Annotated in this window: 30 protein-coding genes and 1 pseudogene; 8 read left to right on the top strand and 23 right to left on the bottom strand. The window is 70.4% G+C overall.

The features are described 5' to 3' along the window. Nucleotides 1-4 precede the first annotated feature (4 nt). From OG403_RS06000 to OG403_RS06015, 4 genes are all read left to right on the top strand, one after another. Nucleotides 5-955 carry a C40 family peptidase gene (locus OG403_RS06000; RefSeq protein ID WP_329562032.1) on the top strand — a complete coding sequence of 317 codons (951 nt, stop codon included), beginning with the start codon at nt 5-7 and terminating at the stop codon, nt 953-955. 124 nt (nt 956-1079) lie between these two features. Further along, on the top strand, nt 1080-1754 hold the full coding sequence (locus OG403_RS06005; protein ID WP_329562034.1) for a hypothetical protein: 675 nt from the start codon (nt 1080-1082) through the stop codon (nt 1752-1754). Between the two features lie 99 nt (nt 1755-1853). Further along, entirely contained in the window at nt 1854-2459 is a 606-nt protein-coding gene (locus tag OG403_RS06010) for a hypothetical protein (RefSeq protein WP_329562035.1), read from the top strand. A 121-nt stretch (nt 2460-2580) separates the two neighbouring features. Further along, entirely contained in the window at nt 2581-4113 is a 1533-nt protein-coding gene (locus OG403_RS06015; protein WP_329562036.1) for a hypothetical protein, read from the top strand. A gap of 78 nt (nt 4114-4191) precedes the next feature. Here OG403_RS06015 and OG403_RS06020 read toward each other — a convergent pair whose 3' ends face one another. From OG403_RS06020 to OG403_RS06060, 9 genes are all read right to left on the bottom strand, one after another. Beyond that, nucleotides 4192-4695, bottom strand: a complete 504-nt coding sequence (locus OG403_RS06020; protein ID WP_329562037.1) for a hypothetical protein — start codon at nt 4693-4695, stop codon at nt 4192-4194. 241 nt (nt 4696-4936) lie between these two features. Continuing rightward, complete coding sequence (locus OG403_RS06025) at nt 4937-6139, bottom strand: hypothetical protein (RefSeq protein ID WP_329562038.1); 1203 nt, start codon at nt 6137-6139, stop codon at nt 4937-4939. Between the two features lie 83 nt (nt 6140-6222). Then, complete coding sequence (locus OG403_RS06030; protein WP_329562039.1) at nt 6223-7065, bottom strand: hypothetical protein; 843 nt, start codon at nt 7063-7065, stop codon at nt 6223-6225. A gap of 146 nt (nt 7066-7211) precedes the next feature. Next, nucleotides 7212-7499, bottom strand: coding sequence for a hypothetical protein (locus tag OG403_RS06035; RefSeq protein WP_329562040.1), 288 nt, complete (start codon nt 7497-7499; stop codon nt 7212-7214). A 48-nt stretch (nt 7500-7547) separates the two neighbouring features. Further along, entirely contained in the window at nt 7548-7940 is a 393-nt protein-coding gene (locus tag OG403_RS06040; protein ID WP_329562042.1) for a hypothetical protein, read from the bottom strand. A gap of 68 nt (nt 7941-8008) precedes the next feature. Continuing rightward, nucleotides 8009-8476 (bottom strand): hypothetical protein, encoded by a 468-nt coding sequence (locus tag OG403_RS06045; RefSeq protein ID WP_329562043.1) that lies wholly within the window; start codon nt 8474-8476, stop codon nt 8009-8011. Nucleotides 8477-8549: 73 nt separating this feature from the next. Next, on the bottom strand, nt 8550-9023 hold the full coding sequence (locus OG403_RS06050; protein WP_329562044.1) for a hypothetical protein: 474 nt from the start codon (nt 9021-9023) through the stop codon (nt 8550-8552). A 96-nt stretch (nt 9024-9119) separates the two neighbouring features. Continuing rightward, on the bottom strand, nt 9120-9926 hold the full coding sequence (locus OG403_RS06055) for a DUF317 domain-containing protein (protein ID WP_329562045.1): 807 nt from the start codon (nt 9924-9926) through the stop codon (nt 9120-9122). 126 nt (nt 9927-10052) lie between these two features. Continuing rightward, nucleotides 10053-10769 carry a hypothetical protein gene (locus tag OG403_RS06060; RefSeq protein WP_329562047.1) on the bottom strand — a complete coding sequence of 239 codons (717 nt, stop codon included), beginning with the start codon at nt 10767-10769 and terminating at the stop codon, nt 10053-10055. Between the two features lie 805 nt (nt 10770-11574). Here OG403_RS06060 and OG403_RS06065 point away from each other — a divergent pair. Continuing rightward, nucleotides 11575-11872 (top strand): annotated as a pseudogene (locus OG403_RS06065) (hypothetical protein); the annotation flags it as partial. A 17-nt stretch (nt 11873-11889) separates the two neighbouring features. Next, a complete protein-coding gene (locus OG403_RS06070) occupies nt 11890-12198 on the top strand; it encodes a hypothetical protein (RefSeq protein WP_329562048.1) in 309 nt (102 codons plus the stop codon). 44 nt (nt 12199-12242) lie between these two features. On the opposite strand, the gene OG403_RS06075 is transcribed toward OG403_RS06070, so the two are convergent. After that, nucleotides 12243-13586 (bottom strand): AfsR/SARP family transcriptional regulator, encoded by a 1344-nt coding sequence (locus OG403_RS06075; protein ID WP_329562050.1) that lies wholly within the window; start codon nt 13584-13586, stop codon nt 12243-12245. A gap of 388 nt (nt 13587-13974) precedes the next feature. On the opposite strand from OG403_RS06075, the gene OG403_RS06080 reads away from it, so the two are divergent. Together OG403_RS06080 and OG403_RS06085 are read left to right on the top strand one after the other, a co-directional pair. Next, nucleotides 13975-14358 carry a hypothetical protein gene (locus OG403_RS06080; RefSeq protein WP_329560511.1) on the top strand — a complete coding sequence of 128 codons (384 nt, stop codon included), beginning with the start codon at nt 13975-13977 and terminating at the stop codon, nt 14356-14358. A 20-nt stretch (nt 14359-14378) separates the two neighbouring features. After that, complete coding sequence (locus OG403_RS06085; protein WP_329560509.1) at nt 14379-15383, top strand: IS3 family transposase; 1005 nt, start codon at nt 14379-14381, stop codon at nt 15381-15383. Here the strand turns inward: OG403_RS06085 and OG403_RS06090 are convergent. The 13 genes from OG403_RS06090 to OG403_RS06150 form a co-directional block, all read right to left on the bottom strand. Next, nucleotides 15378-16586, bottom strand: a complete 1209-nt coding sequence (locus OG403_RS06090) for a LysM peptidoglycan-binding domain-containing protein (RefSeq protein ID WP_329562052.1) — start codon at nt 16584-16586, stop codon at nt 15378-15380. The genes OG403_RS06085 and OG403_RS06090 overlap by 6 nt on opposite strands. Then, entirely contained in the window at nt 16583-17023 is a 441-nt protein-coding gene (locus tag OG403_RS06095) for a pilus assembly protein TadG-related protein (protein WP_329562053.1), read from the bottom strand. The genes OG403_RS06090 and OG403_RS06095 overlap by 4 nt, the downstream gene beginning before the upstream one ends. Beyond that, on the bottom strand, nt 17020-17451 hold the full coding sequence (locus tag OG403_RS06100) for a TadE family protein (protein ID WP_329562055.1): 432 nt from the start codon (nt 17449-17451) through the stop codon (nt 17020-17022). Before OG403_RS06100 ends, OG403_RS06095 begins: the two co-directional genes overlap by 4 nt. Before the next feature lie 30 nt (nt 17452-17481). Then, complete coding sequence (locus OG403_RS06105; protein WP_329562057.1) at nt 17482-17901, bottom strand: TadE/TadG family type IV pilus assembly protein; 420 nt, start codon at nt 17899-17901, stop codon at nt 17482-17484. Between the two features lie 9 nt (nt 17902-17910). Next, nucleotides 17911-18123 carry a hypothetical protein gene (locus OG403_RS06110; RefSeq protein ID WP_329562058.1) on the bottom strand — a complete coding sequence of 71 codons (213 nt, stop codon included), beginning with the start codon at nt 18121-18123 and terminating at the stop codon, nt 17911-17913. Nucleotides 18124-18156: 33 nt separating this feature from the next. Further along, a complete protein-coding gene (locus OG403_RS06115) occupies nt 18157-19041 on the bottom strand; it encodes a type II secretion system F family protein (protein ID WP_329562059.1) in 885 nt (294 codons plus the stop codon). Continuing rightward, nucleotides 19038-19697 (bottom strand): type II secretion system F family protein, encoded by a 660-nt coding sequence (locus OG403_RS06120; protein ID WP_329562060.1) that lies wholly within the window; start codon nt 19695-19697, stop codon nt 19038-19040. Before OG403_RS06120 ends, OG403_RS06115 begins: the two co-directional genes overlap by 4 nt. 209 nt (nt 19698-19906) lie before the next feature. Next, the gene (locus tag OG403_RS06125) at nt 19907-21121 is read right to left on the bottom strand and encodes a CpaF family protein (RefSeq protein ID WP_329562061.1); all 1215 of its coding nucleotides are present in this window, start codon (nt 21119-21121) and stop codon (nt 19907-19909) included. 107 nt (nt 21122-21228) lie between these two features. Continuing rightward, nucleotides 21229-22026, bottom strand: a complete 798-nt coding sequence (locus OG403_RS06130) for a hypothetical protein (RefSeq protein ID WP_329562063.1) — start codon at nt 22024-22026, stop codon at nt 21229-21231. A 6-nt stretch (nt 22027-22032) separates the two neighbouring features. After that, nucleotides 22033-22587: an SAF domain-containing protein gene (locus OG403_RS06135; protein ID WP_329562064.1), complete on the bottom strand. Its 555-nt coding sequence runs from the start codon at nt 22585-22587 to the stop codon at nt 22033-22035. Nucleotides 22588-22790: 203 nt separating this feature from the next. After that, nucleotides 22791-23537: a hypothetical protein gene (locus OG403_RS06140; protein WP_329562065.1), complete on the bottom strand. Its 747-nt coding sequence runs from the start codon at nt 23535-23537 to the stop codon at nt 22791-22793. A gap of 125 nt (nt 23538-23662) precedes the next feature. Further along, the gene (locus OG403_RS06145) at nt 23663-24301 is read right to left on the bottom strand and encodes a hypothetical protein (protein WP_329562066.1); all 639 of its coding nucleotides are present in this window, start codon (nt 24299-24301) and stop codon (nt 23663-23665) included. Nucleotides 24302-24670: 369 nt separating this feature from the next. Then, nucleotides 24671-25384, bottom strand: coding sequence for an HAD family hydrolase (locus OG403_RS06150; RefSeq protein WP_329562068.1), 714 nt, complete (start codon nt 25382-25384; stop codon nt 24671-24673). Nucleotides 25385-25386 lie beyond the last annotated feature (2 nt).

The raw sequence follows: 25386 nt of genomic DNA on the forward strand, positions 1-25386 counted from the left end.
GCTGGTGGAGTCCGCGGCGGCACGATCCGGCGCCGCGGCCGGGGTGGGTTGCCTCGCCGCCGCTCTGCTCTTCATCGCGGCGGCCACCGCCGTAGTGTCGACCATCAGTGGCGGCCTCTTCGACTTCTTCTCCGGACCCGGCGAACCCAGCTCCGTCGCCCGATCGGACATCCCACCCCGGATGCTGGCGCTGTATCAGCAGGCGGCTCCCACCTGCCCTGGCCTGCCGTGGACGGTGCTCGCCGCCATCGGCGAGATCGAGACCCACCACGGCCTCGACACCAACCAGGTTTCCAGCGCCGGAGCCGTTGGCCCCATGCAGTTTCTCCCCGACACCTTCCAGCAGTACGCGCTACCCGTCCCGCCCGGCGGCGCCAACCCGCCCACCCCCTGGGACCCGACCGACGCCGTCTACGCCGCCGCCCGCCTCCTGTGCGACAACGGAGCCCGCGACGGCCACGACCTGCACGCCGCGATCTACGCCTACAACCACGCCGACTGGTACGTCGCCCAGGTCCTCGCCCAGGCCCGCCAGTACGCCCTCGACGCCGATCGGCAGACCGCCCCGGTCCCAGCACCCAACCAGGCCACCGCAACCGCCATCGCCTTCGCCCGCTCCAAGGAAGGCACCCCCTACGAGTGGGGCGGCACCGGCGACCCCGGCCACGGCTACGACTGCTCCGGACTCACCCAAGCCGCCTACGCCGCAGCCGGCATCCCGCTCCCCCGTGTCGCCCAGGACCAGTACGACGCCACCCCCAAGGTCCCCGACACCGCCCCGCTCCTTCCCGGCGACCTCGTCTTCTACGGCACCTCCACCAACGACATCACCCACGTCGGCCTCTACGTCGGCACCGGACAGATGATCGACGCCGCCCACACCGGAACCCTCGTCCGCACCGAGCCATACCGCCACCACGACCACTACCTCGGCGCCACCCGACCAGCCCCCTGAGCAGCGCACACCGAGGTGCGCACCCAGCCACCAGGTGAACACCGCCAACTGGGTGGGTACGCGCGCACCCACAGCCGAGGCGCGCACACCCACCGAACCGAACACCACCAGGAGCAGCACGACCGTGAGCGACACGCACCCGATCTCGCCTCCGACGCCTGCCGAGATCCGCCGCACCGGGCTCGTGCTCACCGCCGGCACCTGGATCCTCATCATCGCCGTATGCACCTTTTCTGCCATGACGGGCACTCAGTTCATCGGTGCGCACTCCCCCTGGCACTGGTCCGGCTGGATCCTCGCCACTAGCATCGACGTCGCCTTCGTCATGTCCCTCCAAGCCGACGCGACCCTAGCGCGCTACGGCGTCAGCAGCGGGCGCTGGCCTGCCGCTTTCCGCTTGCTGACCGGTACCTTCTCCGTCTTCGTGAACATCGGAGACGCCGCTCTCCAGCACGATCCAGTCGGCGTCGTCGTCCACTTGATCGCCCCCGCCCTCCTCCTCGTCCTCGGCGAAGCCGGCCCCGCCTGGCAACTCCAGCTGGTCGCCCTCCACCGCGGTGCCCACCCGGTGCGCGCAGCAGCCACCAGTCCGGACACCAGGGGTGCGCACCTGGTCCCCGAGGTGCGCACCCCCGAGACCGACCCGCCGGCCGACGCCGAGGAGGCGCGATCACGGATCCTCCAAGGCCGACTCAACGGCCTGAGCCAACGCGAAACGGCCCGCTGGGCCCACCGCAGCCCCACCTTCGTCCGCAAGCTCTGGAGCACCTTGGACGACGACCTCGGCGACCCGTCTTGAACACGGAGGTGCGCACAGGAGCGGCATCCGGGCTGGCCACGGAGGCCGATCTTGCCGGGCTGACCGACCAGGTTGTTGACGACCTTGGACAATGCCCTCATGGACGATGCCTTCACGCTCCTTCGGCGAGCGACCGATCTGCTCCCCGAGGGAGCCCGCGCCGAAAACGGCGTGACGGTCGACGACGTCCGCGACTACCAACGGCACCAGGAGTGGGGGCTCGTCCTGGACCTCCTGATGGAGATCGCGGACGAGCGCCCTGTCCCGTTGCCGTTCTGGTCACTACTGGCGGACGCCGCCCGCCAGATGATGCTGGACCACAGCGCCCACTGGTGCGAGTGGCGGGCCGGGGAGACCCAGCACGGCACTTTCCGGGCTAGGTTGAGTCTGCTGAGCACGCAGGAGGGCGGACGCCGGACCGCATTCTCCGGGCAGGGGCAACTCCGGCCGCTCTGGGACATCGGCAATCCAGAACCCGACGGCGGGCAGGCCGTGAACGTTGCACGGCTGTGGGTGGAGGATGCGCTTGAGCTGGCGCCGGGAGAGGTCGGTACGGTCCGCCTGGCTCCGCTTTGCCCCGAACAGTGGCGCCATGTCAAGCCTGGAGACGTGATCACCATGCACGAGGGCAGGCCGATTGTCGGCACGGCCACGATCATCGAGGTAGTACCGCCTGCCGCTACCGGGCCCGAGGGGAAACTGTAGGCCCCAGCCGCAGGGAGTCCCGAGGTGCTCGGAGAACTGCGTGCTCGTTCACGCCGACGTGGCCAGCGAACGCGCTCAAGTGTCTGTTCGACGTGCTCACCTTTCGTGCGACGATCCTGGCATGGTCAACCTCGATGTCCCCTCTCCATGGCGCCGTGCGGGTAAAGGCGGTCTGCGTGGAGCGCCACCGGGCCGGCGAGGTTCCTCGATCGCCGCTCTCGGGGCCTTGCTGGATCGCTCGCTGGTGCAGATCGCTGACGCCTCCTCGGATGCCCGCCGCTTCGACCGGGAGACCATCAGCGTGGTGGCGGACGTGTGGGACAACAACACCTTCCCGCTGTTCGGGGCGGCGACGGCCGGCACGCGAAGCGGGCGCGAACGTCGTGCGCTCGCGGCGTTGGAGTGGATGGCCAGCCTCGGGGAGGAGAGACGCGCCTGGATGCTGGAGCAGGCCTCCGCAGCCGGACACTCCTTGGACGAGCTACTCGCGCCCGTGAAGCCGTACGTGCCAGGTCGTGACTATCTGGGACGGGTGATGGCGCCGGTGATGGCGGTGACGCCGCAGAACGCGGAGAGTCTGGCCGCCGACTACGACCTGTCGTCGGCCGAGGTCCGCCATCTGCGGGTGGAGCGGGCCGGCGGCCGTCTCGTCGGCTATCTCGAACTGGCTGTCGCCCGTTGCTATCCCGTGGACGACGGCGCCTCTCCCGAGGCCGCGACGCTGGGCATACGGCTGCGCGACATTACCGCGGTCCGCTTCGATTCCCACGACGCCCGGGGCGCCACGCTTCGAACAGAGGCGGGTGGGGTGTCGATCGGCATCGGAGCCCGCGGCACACTCCGCGCGGTGACAGCTGACCTCCGCCCGGACGACCGCTGCTGGTACCTGTCCGCCGCCGGACACCGGGCCGACGCGACCACACCACCCCGCGACAGCCAACCCGCCTGGCCCGACTCCCCGCGGGAGGGACGCTTGGGCGCCAACGCCATGGCCGCCGCGACCCTCCTCCACCGCGCCATGCTGCACATCCGGATGGTCCGCTCCGCCGGCGGCGCTCAGCGCGTCCCGGTGCACGATTTCCACCGGGCCTTCGCCGGAGCGGGCGAGGCGATCTTCACCGCCGGCGCGCACCGCCTGCCCTACCGCCGTGAAGCCGCCTTCCGCCGCCTGATCGAGCGCTGGGCCCGGCGCGGCGGCCCAGCCCTCGCCGACTGGTTCACCTCAGTGCTGCAACAGACGGCCCAGCAACCAGATTTCCTCGCCGACCTCCGTGACCAGGACCGAGCACGCTCGGCCGCCGACGCACCGCAGCAGCCCGCCCCAGAAACCACAGCGATCCCCGGTCCACCGGAGGCCGAGCTCCGACTGGCCACCTATGCTGCGGCACACACGCGCTACGGCATACCCCACGACGCCTCCGCCCTCGTGCACCTGGCCATGCCGCCCGCCCCCGGAACTACCGAAGACACCCCGTGGCGCCTGCGCGCCGTGAAAGGCACCAACCCCGCCCACTTCCGATTGCGAACCGAGGCATTCCAGAACACCAGCCGTCCCCCGGTCACAGTTGACGACAATGCGGCCCGCCACTTCGTCCTGCACGACGGGGCCCTCGACATCACGAGCGGGGAAGACTGGAACCACGATCCGTCGTAAGCACGTTGGTCTACACAAGGCTGAGCGCGTTGCCTCGAGGGCGGTCACACGCGTGGCTATCGGCCGAGTGGATCAGGCCTACCTCCAGAGGTCATCCCCGTCACGTCCGCTCGGATCCATGGTGAGGAGTTCCTCGTGCAGGCCCGAGAGGCATCGTCCGCTCGATGAGCCGTCTTCGCCGGCCTCCATGACCACCCAGCCGACGCCCACATCCGAGACGTTCACGTCACCGCCGGCGTCAAGCTCATCGAGCGTTGCGAACACCGATTCATAGGCCACAGCTCGGGCCAGGAGAACCAGGTCAGCCCTGTCCGCTCCAGCGGCGAGGAGCCGCCGAGCAGCCGGAAGTTGATCGAGCGCGCCCGGGTCGGCCCAACCGTCAATCGGACTGCGCCACAGTCCTCGGAGCAGCAGGAAGCGGGCGAGATGCGGCAGGTCCTCGCTGATCTCGGACCTCGCCCAGTCCGCACCATCAGCCGCCCCGAGAGTCTCGAACTGGGCGCGTAGCGACAGCGCGACGGCCTGTCGCGGCGCATCCAGGCTGCCCAGCCATGCTTGCCATGCCGTCTGAGGATCACTCACCGGAACAGCATGCACCACGGTCGCCGCGACCGTTCTCTCAACCGGTCTCGCTCAGCAGCGTCTCACGCACCCCAGGACACCAAGGCAGCAGACGATCACCAACACGCTGGGCCCTCAGCCAGTGCCGGACACGGCACTCACCCAGTCTCCGGTTGTGCAACACCAGTTGAGTAATGCCGAGCCGAGCGGTTGGGGGACCGCCCCTGGGGGTGACCCAAGGGGCGGTGCCGGTGCATGCCGATCACTCCGTGCTCGGCGCCTCCGAGGTTCCGCTCGGAGCTGCCTGGAAGCGGCGGGGCTTGTCGTTGGTCATGACGGCCTCGCCCCGGCTGACCATGGTGTCCAGGGCGTTGGCGATGGCTCCGGAGGACCGGCCCAAGGCCTGGGAGACCTTGGTGGGCGTCCAGTCCTGCTCCGGGTTGGCCCGCAGGTGCTCCAGAACCAGCTGGTGGAGTTGACCCGGCGCCAGGCGGGATCCCCCGGTGGTGGGGGTGACGGGGCGCTTGCGGGGGCGTGGGGCCATGTGGGTGCCGCAGGTCGTGCAGACGCAGATGTGCTCGCCGGGGGCTCCGTCGCTGTCCGGGGTTCGGCGCATCTCATCCTGGGCGGCGTCCGGTTGCCCGGTGCTGGTTGTCGGGGCGGCCGGTCCGCTTTCGCCCGCGTCGGACTCCGGCGTACCAGGCGAAGCGTGCTCCTCCTGCGGGCTGGCGTCCACAGTCAGCGGGTCACCCGTCAACTCCGCGTCGTCAGCGCCCTCTCCGGCGTCCGACGCGGCCACGGTGTCGGCGTTGAACGGGGTCTCGGTGTCTGCGTGCGGCGGCGTTTGGGACGTCTCGACGTCGCCATCGCCGGAGCCGTCCGGGCTCCCCTCGCCCTGCGGCAACTCCGCTTCCTCGTTCGCTGCTGTGGAGGAGACACCCCGTCCGTTCTCGCCGGTGCCATCCCGCAGCTCCCGTTCCGCGTGGCCGTCCCGGTCCTGGTCGTACTGCTCCGCTGGCGTGTCCGCATTCGGCTCCGAGCAGTCACCGCTCTCGGTGGCTGCTTCCGGCCCGTCCGGCGCGGTCGCGGTCGCCGGTTCACCCGCTGCCGTGCTCACGGCTGCGTCCTGCGAGGTGTTCTGCTCCTCGGCATTGCTGCCGTGCGGTCGCTCCGGTGCGCTGCCGGTGTCCGCGCTCCCGTGCGTGAAGGTGGCGGGGTGCCAGAGGTCGGGGAGCTTGCGGGTGCGGTCGTTGCCGCCGGGGGTGCGGTGGGCCAGGCCGCGCTGTTCGAGGCTGACGAGGGCCTTGCGGGCGGCGGAGGGGCTGACCTCGGCGGCCACGGCCAGGGCGGCGGCGGTGACGGACTGCTGGCCGCAGAGTTCGGTGTAGACGGCGGCGGTCGCGCCGGTCAGCGCGGTGACCGGCTGCGTGGCGGTCGTGGTGTTGGTGGTCATGGTCTGGGACATGGAGGGCCTCCTCGGGCCTGTTGGCTGTGCGTGGTTGGGGTGTCCGGGGGCCGCCCGGTGAGGGCGGCCCCGGGGAGGGGCGGTCAGCGGCGGCCGCAGTCGGCGTGACCGCAGCCGCCGCAGAACCCGCCCGTCGAGCAGACGCACGGGCAGGTGCCGGTACGGCCGCGCTGACGGGGCACGAACCGGACACGGCTCACCTGCGCCACAGGCGCCGCCGTTCGCGTGGCGGTGGGGCGCGCGGCCGTGAGGATCAGGTCGGCGAGTTCGGTGCGGGTGGCGGCCCTGGTGGCGTGGGCGAGGGCGGTGTCCAGTCCGGGAGCGAGGGCGCCGGTGGCGGGCAGGGCGAGGGTGAGCGCGAGGCGCAGGATCAGTTCGCGCTCGAGGAGGAGGCCGTAACCGTTGGGCAGGTCGCGGGCGGCCTCGTGGGCGGCGGTGGCCAGGGCGTGGGCGAGGGTGCGAGTGCGGGCGCTGCGCAGGTGGGTGGCGGCGTGGCGGGCGGCGGCGTGGAAGGTGGTGGTGAGCTGGGCGGTGGTGATGGTGGGCACGCTCGGCGGCGTGGGCGGGGACGGGATGGGGCCGGGGGTGGCGGGCAGGTGGGCGGTGGCGGCGAGGAGGGCGGTGCGGCGGATGGGGCGGGGCCAGGCGCGGTCGCGATTGGCGAGCGCTTCGGCGATGTTGGGGGTCAGGAGTCCGGGCGGGTCCAGGCGGGCGGCGTGGGCGAGGCGGTAGGTGGCCTCGCGGCGGACGAGGTCGGTGTGGCCGGGCTGGCGGATGCCGTGAGGCGCGGTCCGGTTGATCTCGGTGCGGGCTTCGGTGAGGCGGTCGTCGTTCGCCAGGGCGGCGGCGGTCGCGGCGGCGAGCAGGGTCGCGGCGGCGGTGCGCAGGGTGTTCAGGTCGGCGGGCGGGCGCTCGTGAGCGGGCATGGGGGGCGTCCCTCCGTTGGGGCGTGAGATACGTGTCGGGTGGCCGGGGCGTGGTTCGCCCCGGCCGGCGCCGTACGGCGGACATTGCAGATCAGCCGGACGGGTTGTTAGGCAGTGCTTCGGTGATGTGGCCGCTGAGCGGTTGTTCAGGCGGCGCCGGGGATGTCGTCGTAGGGGTCGTGGTGGAGCTCGACCCAGGCCTCGGCCGGGAGGTGGCCGATCTGGCCGCCGTCGCCGATCCAGACCGCGCCGCGCGGCTCGGTGTGGGGGTTCGGGTCCGTGCTGGTGGCGGGGATGGTGGGCGTGGCGGTGACGGCGCCGACGTAGTGCTCGAAGGGCCACTCCGGGGACAGGGCCAGGCGGACGGGGGTGCGGGGGTCGATGCCGGTGAGGCTGCCGAGGAGGTCGCCGACGGTGAGGTGACGCTGGGACACGGTCGGGTGTCCTTTCTGCCGCTGCGCGCGGCGGGAGGTGTTGTGACGTCAGTTGCGGTTCGGACCGGTGATGTTGAGCTGCTTGTAGGAGCGGATCAGCAGGCGCAGGTGGTGGGTCTGGGTGCGGCTGACGGCGGTGAGGATGTCGAGGATGGCCCCGGCGGCGGCGAGAGTGGGCTGGTCGATGCTCGCGGTGAGCGGGGCGCCGGTGGCGAGGACGTCGAGGTCGAGCTGGACGGCGGAGATCCTGGCCCGGGTCTCCTTGAGGGTCTGGTCGAGGTCGTCCGCGGTGAGGCAGATCAGCGCGATCAGCTCGGACAGGGCCTCGCCCCGGTCGGTGCCGGGGTGGGGCGGGGCGGCGAGGTGGGCGCTCACGAGGGCGGCGGCCATCTCCTGGTCGGGCGTGGGCAGCGGGGCGGGCGTGGGGGTCGGGCTGGTCATGTTCGTGTCTCCGTTCGGGGTTTGGGGGTGTGTGCCTGCGGTCGGGCGGTTGGGCATGCTGAGTTGGTTCAGGGGGCGGCCGGGCAGGGGGTGCGGTGGCCGGGGTCGTCGGCGAAGGCGTCGGCCAGGTGCGCGGGCAGCGGGCTGTCGGCCGGGATGTCGACCGGCCGGTGGGCGTCGGCGAGGTCGACCACGGTGCGGACCTCGCGGACGGGGACCTCACCACCGCAGGCCGGGCAGGGGCGCAGGAGGTGCAGGGTGTCGTCGTGGAAGCGGGGGTCGAGGATGCTGAATCGGTAGACGGCGCCCGGGTCGGCGGGGTCGGCGGCGCTCAGGATGAGCGCGGTGTTGAGTTCGGTGGTGCGCTGGTCGTCGGTCTCGGTGGTGATGGCGGTCGGGGCCAGGGCGAGGAGGGTGGCGATCCGCAGGCGGGCGCGGGCGCGCGCGGTGGCGTGCTTGCGATGTTCGGGGGCGGTGGTCCGGGCGGTGTGCAGGTGGGCGGCGGCCTCGCGGGCGCGGGCGGCGATGGTGGTCACAGGCGCTATCGCTTTCGGGGTGGGGCGGCCGGGCCGGTCATGGCCCGGCCGCTGTGTGGGTGTTGGGGTGGGGTCAGTGGCGCAGGGTGGTGGGGAGCGGGGAGTGCGGGTTGGTGGTCCAGGGCAGGAGGTGGCTCGCCCAGGTGTCCTGGGTGCACTTCCTCCAGTCGGTGCGGATGATCTGCAGGCCGTCGGGGCGCAGGAGGTAGATCCACTCGTGCCACAGCGGGTCGACGCTGGCGTGAGTCAGGAGGGTGGGGCCTTCGTCGTCGCGGCCGTGGCAGAAGCACCGGTTGTGCATGGCGTCAGCGGCACCGGCGGGGCCGTGGTAGGTGGGCTCGATGGTGAAGTCGGTGCCCAAGGAAAGCCATCCGGCTGGGTGGTCGTCCAGGTAGAACCGGGCGGCGGCCTCGATGTCGCCGGCGAAGTGCTCCTGGATGGCGGTCAGCAGGATCGGGACGCGGTCAATGGGGCAGCCTTCCTCGTGGACGTAGCGTCCGGCGAAGCCGTCGGGGGTGAGGCGGGCGATGATCGAGCGGGTGCTCACGGTGGCCTCCGGGCGTGTCTTGGTGGTTGTGGTGTGGGAGGCTGCGTGGTGGTGCCGCCCCCGATTGCAGCGGGGACGGCACCACCTCAGTCACCGTCAGGTGCGGGTGATCGTGTCCCGGCAGGGGCGCGGGATGTGGTGGTCCTCGCGGATCAGCGGGGCCGACTCGGCCAGGGCTCGGCAGAAGGCGGCGATCAGGCCGGTCGGGGTGCCGGTGGAGAACACGGCGTCCCACATCGGGCGACGGTAGGGGGCGGGCGCGGCCCAGACGGTCCAGCGGGCATCGCCGTGCAGGATCTCGTGCTCGGCGTCACCGCGCGTGTGCGCCCGCACCTCCACCCCGGCGCGACCGTCCGGGGCCGTCCACCGCTCCACGGTGCGGCCCGGCCCGGTGCTCGGGTCACGGTCCCACCCAGCGTCCCGAAGGACCGTCAGCACTTTCTCCACCCCGTCGCGGTGTCCCTCGTCCGGCTCGGCGAACGTCGGGTCATCCGGGCGATACCCCTCGGCCCAGTTGGCGGTGAAGGCGGCGATGAACTCGTAGGGCATGTCCTCGGAGAACGCCGCCATCCAGGTCCGCTGGCCGTGGTGGTGCGGGCGCACCCACGCCTTCCACAGGCCGACCGGCTCCGGGTTGTGCTCCGGCAGGAAGCCCAGGTAGGCACGCCCGCACGGGCTGCTGATGTGGCAGTTGGCGAGCTCGTCGCTCCAGGCGTTCCAACCGGCCTCGCCGGTCAGGGGCTCCATCGCCGCATCCGTGTCGAACCCGCTCCCGGCCAGGTAGCGGGGGCTGACGCGCACCTCCCGGTCCGCACGCTCGGGCGCGGGGTCGGTGTACGGGTCGGCGGCGGGCTTGTCAGGGGGCGGCGTGGTGGTGGCGTCGGCGGTGAGGGTATCGGTCATGGTGAATCTCCTCTTGTGGCATTGGTGTTGGCGTTGCGGATCGAGGCGCCGGTGTGGCACGGCTCGGGGTGCGGGGCCACGGGAACGGGGTCCGGGCTGGCCGGGCCCCATCCCGAGACGTGCGGGTCAGGTGTCGGTGCGGGCGGTCAGGTCGGTCAGCTGGCGGGACAGGTCAGCACCGTGGCTGGACCACGTGTCCAGCAGGGTGATGGCACGGTCGACCTGGTCCTCGGTCAGGACGAGCGGACCCTGGGCGCGAAGCTGAGCCTTCAGGCCGGCGACTACGTTGTGGGCCCGCTCCGCGTCGCCGTCGTGGTCGAAGGCGTACGGGTCACTTGCCGCGTGGAGCGCCCGGCTCAACTCCGTGCGCAGCGTGGTGTCGGGGCAGTCGGCGTTCCGGGGCCGGATAGCGTCGGCATCGATGCGGAACGTCCGCGCGGGCGGCTTTGCGGCTGGCGTTCCGACAGCGGAGGCCGGCGCAGGGGCGGGGGCCGGCTCGGACGCGGGCTCGGACAGCAGCTTCACCCTGCGGTTCGAACCCAGGACGCTGACCACCCGGACCAGACCGTTGAGGTGTTCGACGAAGCAGGTGATCCGCGACCAGTTCCGCCCGCCGGTCGTCCCGTTCTCCACCCGCGACACCCGCCCACGCAGGACCACCTCGTCACCGAGCTCCCCCAGCCCGACCGCCTCCGTCTCCGGGGTGACCACGGTGGTGAACTCGACCTGCCGGCCCGCGTGCTCGGGCCGCATCTGCACCGCATTCAGAACCTCTTCCGACTGCATTTCAATTCCCTTTCCACTTTCACAATCGGGCACATTTCGCCCGTCGCCGGATTTCATTGGTGGACTTCGACGGGATTCCCGCCACCCGGCTTTCCCGGGCACATTTAAAAGATAGCTCGATCCCGGGACGATGTGAAGTCGCATACGGGGCTCAGAAATGCTGGAATTCCGGGGTTTTCACGACGCCTTGCGTCGTTGATTTCCGGGCACTCGACACATTCGGTCGTTGAATTGTGATTGCACGACCGAATCACAGGACACGCCCCGCCGTGACGGCCCGAACGCCACCCGATCGGGTGAAACCTGGGGGCCCGGAGCGCCGGCACTTCACCCCGGCCCACGGACAGCGGCTACGGACAGCGGCCACGGACAGCGGCCACCGACAGCGGCCACCGACAGCGGCCACCGACAGCGGCCACCGACAGCGGCCACCGACAGCGGCCACGGACAGCGGCCACGGACAGCGGCCACGGACAGGCGCTGGCCTCCGCTTCGCTACGGCGACGCGCCCTCTCGCGGCTCGCTAGCGGGCGGCTGCCCTGACCTCTGTGATCTGCGACGACCGATACAACCGGCAAGAAGACGGGAAACGAAGCCGGCGCCGACGCCAGGGGGCGGAGGCCGGTTGCAGCGATCTGAGGCGGCCGCGCGTGGGAGACCGGGAAGGGACCTACCCCGGTAAGCAGTCTGGCTGCCCATCCCGCCTCCGTCCGGGCCCTGGCCTGCACATATGACATGGCCCGGGGTGTCCGATGACTAGCGGGACACCCCATCGGACAGGCTGAAGGACGTCCTTATCAGGGCACCCCATTGGCCAGCGCTCAGCGACGACTCTCCGCAGAACGACACCGAGCGGCTCGAGAAGAGCCACACCGGCCGGCGCATGGTCAAGAACGACCGTCTCAACGTGTCGGCTACCTCTGGGCGTTCTCTGCCCTCACCGCCTCACCCGGCGCCCACTACCGCGCCCGCCGCAAACACGGAGACTGGCACGCCGCCGCCCAGCGCCACCTCTTCAACCGCCTGCTCGGACAGCTCCACCACACTGCCTCCGGCACCACGAACGGTTCGACGAGCGCCCCGCCTTCCCCACAGCCACCTCGCAGGCAGAGACAGTTGCCGCGTGCCCTGGCGGAGCACCTTGCCTCAGCCAGCCGTAGCGGTCGATCATTCGTGGATGAGACCAGAAGTGCAGGCGTTCGTAGCCGACGGCCCTCTCCCCGATTGGGACGCCGACGGAGAGGAGATCGACCGGCGTTACGGCCAGCTCGAGGCCATCGCCAAACCCGTCACCGGCGAAGAGGCCCAAGCGCTGGTCGCCTGCTTCGGCCCGGACGACTGCTACGGCGTCGCCTGGGCCCTGCTGCACCTCATCGAGACGGGCCCGAATCCGATCCTGACCGCCGAGCCCGCTCCCGACGCCAACGAGTGGCATCACAGCCTCTGGGCCCGCATCGTCAACAGCGGACTCGCCCCGTCAACGTGACGCGCTAACCCCGTGCGATGTCTGCAGCCGAGACGGGGGCTGGATCATGGCCTGGCTCCGCGAGTCACCGGCGTCATGACGGGCCGCCGAACGGGCGGAGCCGGACGGGTGCCGTACTTCGGCGTGGAGGTGGGATGGAGGAGTTCCTGCAGCGCTCGGCTCGTGGGCGGGCAGGGCTTCTCTCCGAGTTCGCCAAGACTTGAGGTGAGGCGCTCCGTGGTCAGGCGGACCGCGTCAAGGCGGCCGTGCGCGGCCTGGAGCTGCGCGAGGCGGATGTACAGCTGCTCGTTGTAGCGGTCGATGCCGATGGCCTGGTCCAGGTAGGTCATCGCACGCTCCGGGTCTTCGGGTGCAGCCGCGGAGGCGAGGGCCCCGAGGGCGTCCAGGGCTCGCCGGCGGAGGTCCTCACGGGCGGGCTCGGCCCAGTCGTAGGACGCACCCGCGCACAGTTCACCGGTATAGAGGTCGGCGACGCGACGGTGGGCTGCCAGGCGGTCGACCGCGTCGGTGGCGGATGCAGTTGCTCGGACGGCGTCGTCGAAGTCGGCGAGGTCGGTGCCGATGAGTTCGTAGTTGATGTGCGACAGATCGCCGGTCGTGAGGATGCCGTTGACCGATGTAGTCGCGGCCAGCGCCTGGCGCAGGGCGGTGCGGACGCTGGTCTTCGCAGTGTTGAAGGCCTGGGTCGCCGCCTGCGGCGTGCGCTCCGGCCAGATGGCTTCGAGGATCGCTTCCTTGGTCACCGGATGTGGGTGGACCGCGAGGTAGGCCAGCAGCTCGCCCGCGTACCCGACCAGGCCGCGCGTGACCGTTTTCCCGTGGACGGTGACGGTGAGCGGGCCAAGCAAGCGGATCCGGACGGGCCGAGTTCTTTCTCCGCCAGGCACACTCCCCCGGTTCCCACCGGCTTTTTCCATCGGTGACGAGTTCTCATTCTGGAGCGTTTCAGCTCCCGGGTCTTGCAAACGCTCTGCCTGTCGCTCTGAATTCGCGACGTCGATGGTTTCTGTGTTCTCCGGCGCGACCGCCGAGGCCGAAGGTCCACTCTCACGGATGTCTGGCGCATTCTCGGCGGGTTCCTGCTGCTCCGCGCCGGTGCCGGCAGGGGATTCTGACTGTGCGGGCTCCGGAACTAGCTGGAGAAGGATGTCCGCGGCGTCGGCTTTCAGGTGAAAGAGCCGGATCGGCGTTGTGGTGGCGCCGTGCGGCGGTGCGAGCGTGGCGTGCCCGTCGGCCTGCACGTGGAGCTTCATTGCCTCGTGCATGGGGGCGTCGGCGAGTTGGACCGCGGCCAGCCCGTGTGGTCGGCCGTTACTGAGCACGGCACGCAGGCGCAGAGCGTCCTGCTCCTCGACGTGGCCGAGCAGCACCACGATCAGCCGCTGCAAGCCAACGACCTCGGAGGTGCCCGCTTCCTCGCGTCCCCGGCGGCGTGTCAGGAGCCGTTCATCAACGGCGTCCAGGGCCTGCCGGGCGTCGCGAACGTGTGAGCAGCCGGGCCACGGCTTGCGTGTTCCGAGGGTCGGAGCAAGGTGGTAGGCGAGCGTGTCGGGGATGATCAGTTCGAGTTCCGCGGGATGGGTGACCGCAGCAGCCAGTAGAGCTCGGGCCGCGTCGTCGGCACCGGGGCCGCTGAGTGCGAGCAGGCCGGCTGGGTGGCGTGTCAGTAGTTCGAGCAGTCCGAGCTGTAGGGGCCCCCCTCTCTGTCAGCCTTGGGTGAGACGTCCCGCTTTGTCGGGTTAGCCTGAGAGGGCCCGAGTAGGAGTTCCACCCCTGATGACCAGCACCAATCCGTCCGCAGCCGACCCGGCTCCCCGGCCGAAGCGCCGCACGTTCAGTCCCGAGTACAAGCTTCGGATCGTGGCCGAGTACGACGCCGCGCCCGAGGGCGAGAAGGGCGCGGTCCTGCGCCGCGAGCGCCTGTACCACTCGCACGTCACCGAGTGGCGGGCCGCGCGCGATGCCGGGGCCCTGGAGAACCTGGTCGACCACCGCACGAGCCCGGCCCGCCCGAAGAAGTCCGCCGCCGAGGTCGAGAACGAGAAGCTGCGCCGCCAGGTGGAACGGCTGGAGAAGGAACTCGCCCGGAACAAGGCCGCGTTGGAGGTCCTGGGAAAAGCGTCGGCGCTCTTGGAAATGATCTCCGAGAGCGCGGACTGAGGCACGCCGCCGATCCCGTCGTGGACGAGGCGTTCGCCGCCGTCGAACACGAGCTGGGCGTCACAGCCGCGTGCCGGCTGACCGGCCGCTCCCGGGCCACCCACTACCGCAGCCTGAAGCCGACGCCCGTGCGCGAGCCAAGGTCGCCGCAGGTCCAGCCGTCGGCCCTGACGGCCGAAGAGCGTGACGCGGTAATGGAGTTGATGAACAGCCCCGAGTACGCCGAGCTGGCGCCCGCGCAGATCTGGGCCCGTGAGCTGGACACCGGGCACTACCACTGCTCGGTCTCCACGATGTACCGGATCCTGCGTGAGCGGGGGCAGTCCGGTGAGCGCCGCCGCCAGGCCACCCACCCGGCCAAGACGGTGCCCGAACTGGTCGCCGACGGCCCGTCGCAGGTCTTCACCTGGGACATCACCAAAGCGGCCGGCCCAAGCAAGGGCATCTGGTACCACGCCTACGTCATCATCGACATCTTCAGCCGCTACATCGTCGGCCACACCGTCGAGGCGGCCGAATCAGCCGAGCGAGCCGAGGAGTTGATCCGCGACACCATCACGCGCAACGGCATCGTCCCCGAGACCGTGCACGCCGACCGCGGCACCTCCATGACCTCCAAGAAGGTCTCCCAGCTGCTGATCGACCTCGGCGTCACCAGAAGCCATTCGCGCCCGAAGGTCTCCAACGACAACCCCTACAGCGAAGCCCAGTTCAAGACCACCAAGTACATGTCCGACTATCCCGAACGGTTCGAATCCCTGGCCCACGCCCGCGAATGGTTCGACGCCTTCATCTCGTACTACAACCACGAGCACAGGCACTCAGGCATCGGACTACACACGCCCGCCAGCGTCCACTTCGGCACCGCCGAGGAGATCCGCGACCAGCGGGCCGTCACCCTCGCCGAGGCCTACACACGCCACCCCGAACGCTTCGGCCGCCGCCCCAGACCACCCGAGATCCCGAAGACAGCGTGGATCAACGACCCCGCCAAGCGCAGGGAACCCGCACCACAAACCTCATAGCGTCACGACCGTCTCACTGGACTTGAAATCTTCCGCCCGGGTGCCGATCGGCGTGTCGTCCAGAGGCGCAGATGCTGCGTCGCCCGAGCGGAGGCGACTGATGCGCCGCAGGGAAGCTGTGAGCGTGGCCTCCTCCGGCCGCGTTTCCTTCGGGTGCCCGGCCGGGCCGATCCGCCCGGGCTGGTAGGTGCGTCGGCGGTAGAGGGTTCGTGCCACAGCAGCGGCGCTGAGGGCGATACCGACGGAGAGCGCCAGATAGCCAGCACCTGCGGGGAGTTCGAGGCCGGGTGGTGCTGCGTGGACGGCTGCCGGAGTCGTCGGCGCCGGCTTGGCGGTGGGAGCCGCCGCGGGTGGCCGCGGTCCCGGCAGAGGCGCCTTGGGGGCTGGGCGACTTGGCGGTGCCGGTGGCACTGCTGCTGGTGCCGGCGGCTGGGTGCTACGGCTGGCCACAGGCCCTGACGGGGCTGCGGCATTTGGCTCGGGCTTTACGACACCGGCGGCGGGGAGAAGGAAGATCCAGCCAGGCCGAATGGTGTCAGGGTCGGCGAGTCGGCTGCCGTCGCCTTGTGCCCGACCACTGTTGAGCTGGTAGATCTCCTTCCAGCGCAGCGGGTTGCCGAGGTGGCGCTCCGCGAGGTCCCACAGGGTGTCACCGGGGAGCACCTCGCATGTCGCGTTGGTGCTGTTGCTCTCGACGCGGACGGCCTTGACGGTCGGTGCCGGGCTCGCTGTGGCGGCTACGGGCGCGGCGGTGAAGGTCAGCGGGGAGGCGGCGGCAGAGCCCGCTGTCGGCCGTAGCAGGGTGAGGAGGCCGAGAACGACGCTGATGACCAGGGCGCCAGTGAGCGTGCGGCGTACACGAAGGATGGGTGGCTGCTCCCCTGGTCCAGCACGCAGGAGCTGCGGCAGGCGAGCTACGCACCATGCCACTTCGTACAGGGTCTGCCCGCAGATCAACAGCCACAGTGCCCACCCGACGAGGACCAGCATCCGCATGAGCGTAAAGAGCGAGACTCCGCCGGTCAGTTCGGCGCTGAGCTCGCCCCAGGTCGGCACATGGGTGAGGTCCAAGGGCTCAGCGCACCAGGTGAGAGCGCATGGGAGCCCGACGACGAGCGCAGCGAGGGCGACGCCGGCGGCGAGCGCGCGACCGAGCGCTCGGAGGCGATCGAAGCGCGGGAGGCGGGTGGTCTTGCGGGTCACGGTGTGCCGTCTCGCCAGGCGGCATGGGCGGTTGCGGTGGCGGTGACGTGCAGCGAGGTAACGCCGACGAGGGAGAGGAGTTGGGTGCGCTGGGTGTGTTCGACGGTGACCGTGACCTCATCCGCCGTGGCGTTGACCCGGCCCTGGGCACCTGCTGCGTCGAGGTAGTTGGTGGCGGCGTTCTGTGCGGCGTCGGGTCCGAGATCGATGGTGTGGTCGGTCCGGAGACGGTCGAGGTCGAGGTGGCGTGCTCCCGCTCGGGCGGCTTCCTGGGCTTCGCCGGCGGCTTGGACCTTGGCGGCCAGGGCGAGTCCGCCGTCGGCGACCAGACCGAGGAGTGCGATCAATGCGGCGATGATGGTGACGGTGAAGGCTGTGACCGATCCTTCGTCACCCGCTCTGCCGACAGCAGCGTCCGGCAGCGGCTCGGGAGTCATGGCGTGTCCGAGGTGTAGGTGTCCAAGGGAGCGGTGAACGCTGCGGTGATCGTCTGATGACCGGGCAGCGGGACAGCTGAGAGATCGGCGAGCGCGACCGTGCAGCTGACCGTGACCACGACCTGGCCGCCGGGGTGGAAGGCGTCCGTGTCAACGTTCGTCTCGGGCTGGGGGCAGGACGTTCCCGCCTGCGACAGGGCCTCGTTCGCCATCTGCTGCCCCGCGCCGCGCGCTTCGTCGAAGCTGCGAGCGCGTGAGGCTGCCCGTGCGGCCTGGTGGGCCGCGTCCTCGACGTCGAGGCGGGCTCCGGCCAACCGACCCACACCAACCGCCAGCAGCACCAACGTGATGAGCAACGGGGTGATCAGCGTCAGCTCGACGGAGACCGAGCCGCGGTCCTTCGCTCGTTCGTCGTCGCGAGCCCACATGCCGAGATCTCCTTTGATTGGTCGGGTTGGTCAGCCGTCGGCTGCTGGTCCGGTGAGCTGCTCGACCGGGCCTGCCGCGTGGGCGCTGACGTCCAGGCGTAGGTAGGGCAGGAGTTCGATGACGTGTCCGTGCACCTCCGCCGTGGCCGTGGTAGCTGTCCGCTCGACGATGACGGAGGTCTGCTGGAGGCTGGCGGAGTCGATCTGCCGCAGTAGTTCCTCACCGGCGCGTTGACCGGTGGCGGTGTCGGCGTTCTGAGTGCGGGCCGCTGCTACCGCCTGGGCTGCGGCCGCCTGCGCGATGTGGTGAGCGTGTGACGCGAGAGCGAACTGCACGATCGCCATGAGCAGGAGGAGCAGCAGTGAAGTGGCGATGACCAGCTCAGGGCTCGCCGATCCCTGATCGCCTGGGCGCCTCCGCTGCTTGTCCGCAGAGGAATTGGTGACCATGACGGCGCGTCAGAAGTTGAGCGAGTTGGCTTTGTCGGCGACCTTGGCGGCAAGGATGCCGAGTGCTGCGATCCCCATGAGGACCAGAAGGGCCGTGATCACCACGGTTTCGGTGGTGTAGCCGGCGTCGGGTTCGCGGCGCATGGCCTCCAGCCGGTCGGCGAGGTGCTGGCGGGTGCGGGTCCAGACGAGGTGGATCTTAATGGTGAGGTCGGTCCTCATGGTGGTGCTCCGAGTGGTGAGAGGTGGGAATCGCTAGAGGCCGGTGAGGGCGTGGGTGATGGCGGGGTAACCGAGGAAGAGGAGGAATCCGCCGAAGAGGGTGACCACCGGCAGGCTCATCCGCTCGGTGGCGGACGCGGCGTCTGACTCCGCTTCGGCCAGCAGGTGGCCGCGCAGCGTGGCGGCTTTCGTGGCCAGGGAGTTCTTCACCCGCGCACCTTCGCTACCGGCCAGCGCCGCGGTGGCGGCGAGTTCGCCCAGCTCGGTGACGCCGAGCTGAGATCCGAGTTCGCCCAGCGGCCCCCATGCCGCGGTACGGGTGAGGTCAGCCTTCTGCAGCGCGCGACGGAAGGCCGCGAAGCCGACTCCGTGACCTGCCGAGGCCGCGGCGGTGAGCGCCTGCTCGACGCCGGCGCCGCCGGAGAGCGCGACGACGGTGAGGTCCAGCATGACCGACAAGGCGTGACGGACCTCCGCCCGCCGCTCGGAAGCCTTCTGGCGAACAATCAGGTCAGGGGCGAAGGACAGCGCACCGCCGAGGACCAGGCTGCCCCAGACCGGTAGGACCCAGCCGATACGCACACCGGCCAGCGCCGTGAGCGCGGCGAACAGCACAGGCATCACCAGGCCAGCCACGGCCGCGGTGGTCTTCTCCGCGAGGTGCCGCTCCACAGGGATCCCCAGCGTGCGCAGGTCAGCTGCCGTCTTGGCGCCAGGGAACCGGCACCGTTGCCACAGCGGTACGGACGCGGCCCCGGCCCGGGCCGCCCAGCCTGCTTCAACGTCCGTTGGCGACGGCGGCAGGGCTACCGCCGGGGCGAGGGCATCGGCGAGGTCCTCACGAGGCGGGCGCACACCGCGCCAGAACGTCCAGGCCCCGGCGCCGAACCCGGCGCCGCACAGCACAGCGGTGATCACGTGCTCTCCTGCGACACCTGGGACGCGGCAAGCAGCCGGGCGGGTTCGGTGAAGGTCGCGATCTTGCGAAGCCAGGCGAAGGCCGCCGCGAACATCCCGCCCACGAGCAGCAGCACGAACTGCCCTTGCGCGGTGTCGAATGGCCGCAGGTAGTCCCGGTTCAGCAGGACCAGGCCCATCGCCATGGCCAGCGTCGTGCCGACGACGATCCGCACCGAGGTCCGGACCCGGGCTCGTGAGGAGGCGGTGCGGGTGCGCATCTGCGCCTGCTCCCGGGCCGAGGCCGCGAGTCCGGCAAGCAGGTCACCGAGCCGACCGCTCTGGCGGCCGGCGGCGCCGAGGAGGGCCAGGACCACCAGGTCGCCGAGCGGGTCCGCCAGGCCGGCCGCGAGCTCGCGCAGCGCTTCCGGCAGGCGCTGTCCGCGCCGGATCCGCTCGGCCAGCGCGGCAACTTCCTTTCGCACGGGCAGCGGAGCCGTCGCGGCAGTGGCGAGGAGCGCCTGTTCGAGTCCGGCGGCCGCGCTGAGTGTGTCGCGTAGCTGCTCGGTCCAGGAGGCGATGGCCTCGATCCGATCGATGGCCTGCTGTCCTCTGCGGTCGCGTCCGAGCAGCCCGGGCAGCGCCCACGCGGCCAGCGCGGCGAGTGGTGCCGACACCGGCCAACCGGTCAAAGCGACCGCTCCCGCGGCAACCACGACAGCTCCCCCAATGCGACGGCCCGGGCGCGCCGGACGGACGCGCTGCCACCAGCTTGTGCCCCAGTCGGGCGTGCTGCTGGGTTCCCCAGGCCGGAGTCCCGAGTAGGCCGTGCAGGCTCCGGCGCCGAAGCCGGCTCCCAGCAGGGAGACGAAGGCCAGGTGCGCGCTCATTCCGACCACCCACCGAAGCCGGCCGCCACCGGCGGCAGGAAACCGGTCGCTTCGAGTTCCGCAACGGTCTGCGCTCGAAGGGGCGTGCTGCAGACGGCTCGTCGCTCCGGGCCGGGACGGTAGACCTCGTTGGAAATAAGCTGGGGCCCGTCGGCTCCGATGATCTCGCGGACCGAGGAGATCGCGCGGCGCCCGCTGGTGTCCCGAGCGAGGTGGACGACGAAGTGGACGGCGGACGCCACCAGGAGGTTCGTCGCCTCCAGGCTCAGCCGCTCCGGCGCCTGGACGGCGTAGGCGGCCAGCTTGGTGAACACGCCTCGGGAGGTGGAGGCGTGGATCGTGGACAGCGAGCCGTCGTTGCCCTGCGACATTGCGTTGCACATCGGCACCACCTCGGCGCCCCTGATCTCCCCGACGATCACCCGGTCCGGGGCCATCCGCAGACCCCAACGCACAAGCTCAGCCTGGTCGATCGCGCCCTCGCCCTCGATGTTCGCCTCGCGTGCCTGCATCGGGACCACGTCCGGGTGCAGTCCGTCCTCGTGCAGACCCAGCTCGTAGGTGTCCTCGATCGTCACCAGCCGCTCGGAGGACGGGATCTCCGACGCGAGCGCCCGCAACAGCGTGGTCTTGCCCACGTTGGTGCCGCCCGCCACGATGATGTTCTTCCGCGCGAGCACCAGCGCCCGCAGAAGCGACTCCAACTCGGCGTCGAACACACCGAGCTTCCGCAGCTCAGGCAAGGTGGCCCGCGGGTAGCGGTGGCGGCGGATCGACAGCGAGACCCGGCCGGAGACGGCCATCACCGCGAACATCCGCGACCCGTCGGGAAGTTGGACGTTCAGACGCGGCACCGCCCGGTCGAACCGACGCTCCTCGGCGCCACCCCGGGCCGCGATGGTACGGATCAGCTCCACCAGCTCAGCGTCCGAAGCGGCGATCGGCGCCATCTGCTCCTTCCGCCCGTCGGCATAGCGGACGAACACCCGGTCACACCCGTTCGCGTCGATGTTCTCAACCTCGCTGTCGTCCAACAGTGCCTGCAGTCCACCCAGCCCGAACAGCGCGTCGTGCGCGGCGCGCACCGCCCGCTCCTCAGCCTCGGCATCCAGCGCACGGCCCTCCAGCAGAAGCTTCCCGGTGCGCCGCTCCAGGGCCTCGGAGAGCAGCCGCTCGCCAATCGAGCGCCACTGATGCGCCGTCAGCGGCACATCGCCGTCCGACTCCAGTCGCTGGCTGTGGGCCAAGAGGAGTTGACCGACCTCTACTCGCAGCGTCTCGGCGAGCTCCCGCTCCGCTGTCGCGGAATCCGTCATCGTCATGGCCGCTCACCTCCGAGCATCGCCGCCAACCCATCCCCTGCCGACTCGGTAGCCGCAGGTTCGCTCGCTTCCGAAGCGGGCACCAACGCGCCCACAGCCTCGGCGAGCCGCCCGGCCGCGTCCAGCAGCGGGAACCTGCGCCAGGGCGGCAACCGTCGCTCCGCCGGAGCGCCGCGCAGCACGCGAGCGCTCCGCGCGTCGAACGGCAGCTGCCAGCAAACATCAGCGCCGAGCACCTGCCCGACCTCCACGGCCGACCACCCGCACTGGCCGACCACGACAACGGCAACCCGCCGAACCACCGCCCGCAGCCGGGGCACGGCCGCCTCGGCGTGCGCCAAGTCCTCGATCGCACCCCTGGTGACGAGCACCGCGAGATCGGCCGCCGCCACCAGATTCCCCACCGGCCCGAGCGACGGACCCATGCGGCCGACATCGGCGAGCATCACCGTCTGCCCCAACTCGATATCAGGCCAATGCTCTTCAAGGACTCCAAGTGCGGCCGAGCTCTGCGCCGGCACCGCCGGAGCGGCGACCACCGGCACCCCGCCCAACAGCAGCTGCGCATGGGTGTACACGAGCCGCTCGGCCAGCCCAGCCCTACGGGCAGCCGCGGCCAGAGTCACCAGGGACGGCGAGTCCAGCAAGCCGAAACGCGCGAGAGCATCCCCACCCCACGGATCCGCCTCGACCACCACCGGGACCTGCTCACCGGGCCACGCAGCCGCCAAAGCCAGTGCCGTCGTGCTCACACCCGGCGCCCCCTTCGCCGAACCCACCACGATCAAGGCCATCGCCCATCACCTCCCCGCCACTGCGGCGCCGTCAGCCCCCTGCGCGGGCAGCACGACAAGCGCCGGCTCCTGGAGCTGCGCGGCTCGCATCGCGCTGCCCTGATCGCACAGCACAGTCACCACCACCGTCCCAGCGCCACCAGGCCCCGGACGGGCGTCCAACACGACTCCGCGCACCGATCCCTCGCCCGACCCGGCCGGTGCTCCGGGTACTGCGGGCTTGGTCTCGGACACCACGACCTGCGCGCCCGGCCCAACCATCGGCGGCACACGGCCACTCTTCAACGACATCGTCGCCACCGCCTGCCCGGCACCGGGCACCGCCGAGGCCAGCGCCTCCTCGGAGAGCAGCGCCCCAGCCGGCAGTGCGGATGTCACCGCCCGGCCGACAACCTCCGTGCGGCGTGAGGCGGCCAGCACGGGGACACCGCTGTGTTCACCGATGCTCACCGTCCGCACGTCGGCGGCTGTCAGCACCTGCCCGAACGCAACAGGCCGGGCCAGCGCCAGGACGCTCGTCCGACCGCTGGAAGTAATAGCCGTCGCCCAGAAGCCGGCCACCGAAACAACCATCACGCCTGCTCCGGCCAACAGCCGAAACCGCTGCCGCCGTCGCGCGGCACTCCCCCGCACCCGCGCGGTCGGCCCAGCGCCACTGGGCCTGTCGCTCCGGGCGCCCGGCACCCACGTTGTACTCACCAACGCACTCCTCCCTGCTCGTTGCTCGAATTCGACCGCGGGCCCACGCCCCGCTTCATCCCCTGCTATCCGGTCACCAGGCTCTGGACCTCCACGGCCCGCACCGCAACGGTCGAAGTGGTCGTCAGGTCCGGATAGGTCCCGCGCTGGCCTGCCCCGGACCAGCTCACCGACCAGTGGACCGTCGCCGACGCCTTGAATGAACCGCCCGGCTCGGCCTCGGAAGAGCGCAGGTAGGTGTGCCCGCAGTCCGGCGAAGCCGACGCCGGATCAGCACTGCGGTCGTAGGGAGTCCCCGGCCCGGCGCAGGTCACGGTCGCCCCGTCACCGGTCTCCCACACCACCGAAGACGGCTCCGCCACCGCGACGACGGACACCCCGGGGGCATCGGCGGTCGCACGGACCGGCTGCCACTGCCCGCTGTCCACCCACAGCCACGTCGGCACCCGCACAACTTGCGGCCCGTCCACGCCTGGGTTCAATCGCACTTCAGGCTGCGGAGGCTGCAGCTGGGAGACCGCCTTCGCGGCCAAGGCGACCGGATCAACTGCTGGGCTCGGTGCCTGCGCACTGCTCATGTCCGCCCACAACGGGGGCCCCGTCAGCGGGTTGCTGCCGAAGCTGCCCTGCGGGAGGGTGCTGCCGCAGTCGAGGACGTACCACTGACCGAGACTGCCGTTCTCGGCCGCCATGACGTCCGACTTCGGGACCCGCACGCAGACCGGCTTTCCCGGGGCCGCAGCCTCCGGGACTGCGGGCTGCTGATCGTCGGAGAGCTTGCCCGGCCGGACGGATCCGTTGGCCGCCGTCACCTCGCAGCGCCCCTGCACACAAGCCATCGAGGCCGAGCTGCCGAGCGAGTCGTCCGCGCGAGCAGCAGGCACAGCGCCCACCAAGCAAACCGCTGAGACCAGCACCACCGAGGTGTGAGGGGCCCTCAGCACGTTCCCACCGCACCGATGAGTTGCTGGTCCACCTGCCACGAGCCGTCAGGCTGCCGAGTGATCGCCGCCGCCGAGATGTGCTTTCCGCCAGGGACGTCATCGGCGAGCTGGCCGTCCAGCTTGTACTTCAGCCAGTGCGTCCCGTCCAAGCAGTCCGCCACCTCCACCCGGTCCGGCTGGTCCGCCGGGGTCACCTTGGTAACCCTTGGGTTCCACACCGGCGCGCCGTGACTGACAAGTCCCTTGGTGTGCTGGTCGATCAGCGCCTTGGTCCAGTAGGTCAGCGGCTGGCCGGTCATGTGCGAGGCCAGACGGGGGTTCTTGTAGTCCGATGTGGCGGCGAGCGCGGTGATGTCCTGCATCATCGCGTCGTACGCGGCGAGCGCCTCCGGCGGTGCGGGCACCCCGGTCCACGAGGGAGCGGGAGAAGAAGGAGACGGCGCGGCGGACAATGCCGTTTGCTCCGAGGCCGAAGTCGAGGCCATACCGCCTGAGCTCGAGCTGGGCTGCACGGTCACCGCCTCACTCGACCCGCCCTTGTTCGTGCACCCCATCAGCCCGGCGATACCTGCAAGCCCCAGCGTCAACGCCGCGAATCGCCTGCGGCCGACCAGCCCAATCAGATTCACCACTGCGCACATCCCACCCATCGCTCTGGCCACGAAGAACCGGCGCCACGCCTCATCGGCAGTGCGAGTTCCATTCCATACCCGGACGGATCCCGATAGCGATCTTTCTCACTCCGAAGAGTGCAAAGTCCGACAACCTGCCGAATCAGCTTTCGATTTCACCTGCCTCTTGTCGGAGAAACTGCGTCAGCGCTTGCCCGACAGGCAACGGTTCTACTACCCGCACTCTCCGGCGCGCCATCGACGAAGCCGGGCGTTCACGGTCACGAAGGACAGCCCCTTCGAGCTAACGGTCTGCCAGGGTGAATTCTGCGCAGCCCCACTCCACGTCGGCGCAGCACTCTATTCGCTAGAGGACCGTCTATCCGGAGTTCAGTCCACCAGTCTCGCGATGGTCGCAAGAAGCAGCTGAGCATCCGTCAAATCTTCCAGAACCGCGTCGGCTCCGGCGTCTGCGAGTTCCTGCATGCTGCTGGTCCCGGAGGCGACTCCGATTACCTTCGCTCCCCCCTGAAGGCCAGTTCGAACATCCTCCAGGGAGTCGCCAATGATCACCGTGTTGGCGTTCGTGAACTCCGTCTGGTGCTTCAACCCTGCCCTTCTCTGGGCCACGGCCACGAGAGCCGGTCGGTGGGAATCGTCCGAGGCGAACGCACCGATCGAGGTGTCCAGGTAGCGACCCAACTCGAAAGCCTCGAGCTTGATCTCGCCGTTCGCCCGCAGGTTCCCCGTCAGCACAGTCGGGACCAGCTCAGCAGTCTGGCGCACCACCTGCAGGGCAGTGACCGCCCCGCCCATGAGCCGACCCTCGGTGCGCATCTCCGCCACGCGGGCGGCCAGCAGCTCGGGCAGGAGATGCATCATGCGCTCAGCCAAGGTGTCAACGCCCGACGCAGGGACGCTGTTCTCGTGCAGGAGCTGACGAACAGCCAGCGGCATCGTCACCCCGGTACCCCGGGCAGGAAGGTGGTCGGCGGGGCGACCGACCACACGCGCGAAGGCCTCGCGGTAGACCCGCCGATCGATCTCGCCGACGTAGAGCAGTGTCCGGTCGATGTCCCAGAGTACGAGCGTTCGGGCGAGCATGG

Source organism: Kitasatospora sp. NBC_01266 (assembly GCF_036242395.1).
GTDB lineage: Bacteria > Actinomycetota > Actinomycetes > Streptomycetales > Streptomycetaceae > Kitasatospora.